The 2,353-nt window shown below is 57.8% G+C and carries 2 protein-coding genes and 1 pseudogene; 1 reads left to right on the top strand and 2 read right to left on the bottom strand.

Annotation, left to right across the window (positions count from 1 at the left end):
* Positions 1–124 precede the first annotated feature (124 nt).
* The gene (locus K4A83_RS22565) at positions 125–1,777 is read right to left on the bottom strand and encodes an iron uptake porin (RefSeq protein ID WP_265266970.1); all 1,653 of its coding nucleotides are present in this window, start codon (positions 1,775–1,777) and stop codon (positions 125–127) included.
* A gap of 1 nt (position 1,778) precedes the next feature.
* On the opposite strand from K4A83_RS22565, the gene K4A83_RS22560 reads away from it, so the two are divergent.
* Positions 1,779–2,018: a hypothetical protein gene (locus K4A83_RS22560; RefSeq protein WP_265266969.1), complete on the top strand. Its 240-nt coding sequence runs from the start codon at positions 1,779–1,781 to the stop codon at positions 2,016–2,018.
* A 32-nt stretch (positions 2,019–2,050) separates the two neighbouring features.
* Here the strand turns inward: K4A83_RS22560 and K4A83_RS22555 are convergent.
* Positions 2,051–2,353 (bottom strand): annotated as a pseudogene (locus tag K4A83_RS22555) (hypothetical protein); the annotation flags it as partial.

Below are 2,353 nucleotides of genomic sequence, written 5' to 3'. Positions count from 1 at the left end.
TGCGGTCGGGCAGACCGTATCAACGCTCGTCGAGGGTAAAGATATCGGGGTTGGAGTTTATACTCCAGCTAGAGTCTCCCTGTGACACGAGAATCCCCGACCGTTTACGGCGGGGAGTTGTCAACTAGAATGAAAACGTAGTCCGCAATCCTACAATCAAAATGCGATCGCTCCCGGCATTATGACCCGGATTGAGCAGCAAAATCACCCCCGGCGTGAGCGTGACATGGCGAGACAACCGCCAGCGATAGAAGGCTTCCAGGTGATAGGTGCTGTCTCGCCGTCCGCCATTGGTATTGGTGACTAAATTCCCCTCATAAATGCTGGGTAAATTTCCCGTTAACACCCCATTCACCGTCAAATTGCTTTGGGTAATCCGGGGCGGAACCCCAAAGAAAATCCCGCCATAATTCCCCTGACCCAAGAGATCCGGGAATTGCAACGAAACCATCCAGTTATGGGTTTGCACCGACCCGGCATGATTCACCTGGCGGGAGGTGGTAAACCCGACCCAGCCGCCCAAGGTGACACCATCGGTAATAGCCCAGTTAGCCGTTGCTCCAAAGGCATCGGTATTAAATCGCGCTGCGGTAAAGGAAGAAATATCACTATCCCCGACTCCGGTTTGCAGCCGTCCGGCGTTGGAACCAGAATAGGCATGGAGATAATACAGTGCCAGATCAATGTTCTCGGTGGGCGTGATGAAGGCTTGCAGACCTGCGGTGTAGCTATCGTTGAGCAGACTGGCCCTGGGCGCATTGGCGAAGGGAACGGAATAAACCCCTTGCAGGCTGATTTGTCGGGTGGGTTGCCAATCAAAACCGATCCCGGCAGTGGTTGCGCCGATTTGGATGATCGGGTTACGTTGGGCAAAGCGAGACAGGGGGCCAAATCCGGCACTTTCGACCCGTGACGGGCCACGGAACACGCTGACAGGGTTCACGCCAGCCGGACCAATGATCATGGCTAGGTTGTCGGTGACGAGTTGGCGATAGCTAACATCGCTCAGGATGAGGTCGTTGTTGGTGTTGGATTCGTAGCCGAGGCGGGTGAAATTGTTATTGAGCAGACCAAAATTACTGGTGAAGTCGCTGGTGTTGAGGTTGCCTGCTTGCATCCCAGTGAGGAGAAAACTGCGGGGATTGAATTGGGTGAGTAGGGTCAGTTGGGCGTTGTAGCCAAAGCTGATAGTGTCGTTGGGGTCGGGGGTGTCGGGGTTGCCGTCTCTGCCAAAGGTTCCGTCGGCTTTTTGGGCATCGGCGCTGTTGCTCAAGCGTCCTTGCAGTCCCATCACCACTTGGCCATAGAGTTTGGTGGTCGTGGAAAATTGGTTATCGCTGAGACGATTAACGCGGCTTTCTAGATTGTTGATTTGACCGTCGAGGGTGGCGAGTTCGGCTTCAAAGTCCTGCATCAGACGGCGCAGGGTTTCGAGGTCATCACGGGTGGCGCGATTGGTGTTGTCTGTGAGTAGGGTTTCAAGGGTATTGGCGCAGGCGTTGAGTCCGGCGGCGAATTCGTAGCGGCTGAGGAGGCGTTGGCCATCGAATGTGCCGTTGGGATAACCCCGGAGACAGTTGTAGCGTTGGATTAGGTCGTTGAGGGCGGTATAGGCCCAGTCGTTGGGGTCTACGTCCCGCAGTTGGTTCACGTTGGTGACTTGGCCCATGCTGTCGGCACTGAGGAGGTTGGCGGGGAGGGTTTGGGCAGGGGCTGCGGTGGCGAGGGCGAGGGTGAGGGCGGCGGTGAAGGGAATGGGGTTAATTGAGGGGTTCACGGTGACAGGATATTTTTTTGAATTTGGGAATATTTGGGGGGGATGCGAGGGCCGATGCGAGGGCCGATGCGAGGGCGGATGCGATCCGCCCCTACGGGTGTATGGGATTGTAGGGGCGCAACGCTTGCGCCCATTGTGTGGGGGCTTCCTATTAGTGGACGATTGGGCGGATGCGAGGGCGGATGCGAGGGCGGATGCGAGGGCGGATGCGATCCGCCCCTACGGGTGTATGGGATTGTAGGGGCGCAACGCTTGCGCCCTTTTAACACCCGGTTATTGATATAGGCCCGGTGTCCAGGTGGGGATGATGCGGGTATGTACGCCGTTAGGTCGGAGTTGTTGGGGTTGTTGCCCCTGGGAACGTAGCATCGCTTGTCCTGCTCCGCCGGGTTCGGTGAGGGGTTCGGGGATGGTGAAGGTGGTGGCGGTGAGTTCGGGGATTTCTACTGTGGTGGTTGGTGTAACGGGCGGGGCAGGCGGGATGACGGGCGGGGCAGGCGGGATGACGGATGGGGCAGGCGGGATGACGGGCGGGGCAGGCGGGATGACGGATGGGGCAGGCGGGATGACGGGGGG

The organism is Spirulina subsalsa FACHB-351 (genome assembly GCF_026130165.1).
Classification (GTDB): Bacteria; Cyanobacteriota; Cyanobacteriia; order Cyanobacteriales; family Spirulinaceae; genus Spirulina_A; species Spirulina_A subsalsa_A.
Note: the sequence above shows the minus strand (reverse complement) of the source record. Positions and strands in the feature narration are given on the sequence as shown.